The sequence below is a fragment of the Mesorhizobium sp. Cs1299R1N3 genome (assembly GCF_037179625.1).
Classification (GTDB): domain Bacteria; phylum Pseudomonadota; class Alphaproteobacteria; order Rhizobiales; family Rhizobiaceae; genus Mesorhizobium; species Mesorhizobium salmacidum.
This window is the reverse complement of record NZ_JAPYKQ010000082.1, coordinates 1-432: the sequence shown is the minus strand read 5'-3', so window position 1 is coordinate 432 and position 432 is coordinate 1. Positions and strand designations below refer to the sequence as shown.

1 protein-coding gene is annotated in these 432 nt (G+C 70.6%); it reads right to left on the bottom strand.

The features are described from left to right. Positions 1-393 (bottom strand): hypothetical protein (locus O7B34_RS32050; RefSeq protein WP_337149750.1); only part of this gene is annotated, 393 nt, incomplete at its 3' end. Between the last annotated feature and the right edge of the window lie 39 nt (positions 394-432).

The following is a 432-nucleotide window of genomic DNA, read 5'->3' as shown; positions in this document are numbered from 1 at the left end:
CAGCCCACGCCATCCGCAGGGACTCTCCGTGCACGGCCAGACCACCTGCTTGCGGCAGACGATGGTGGACAGCTCGACGCTTCGGATGAAGGACCGCGCCTTCTCGTGTCCCGGCGGGGCCGGCAGGCCGATCACCAGGTAGCCGTCGACCGGGCGGTCGCTGCTCTCGGCCGCGGTCAGCACGTCGTCCAGCCAAGCCTCGCCCTCGTTCGCCGCGTCGGCGAGTGCGTCCTCGGCCGCGGGCCAGAACGCCACGCGCGCGTAGGCTCCACTCCAGAACGCCGCTTCGGCCGGCGGTACCACGGGTGTTTGCGGCATCTCCGGTAACTCGGGCACGCGTCGGATGTCGACGTCCGCGCACAGCGCATCGAGGATCTGATACGGCCAAGCCATGCCCTCAGCCCTCGCCACCGACGACGTCGCGCAGGAGGT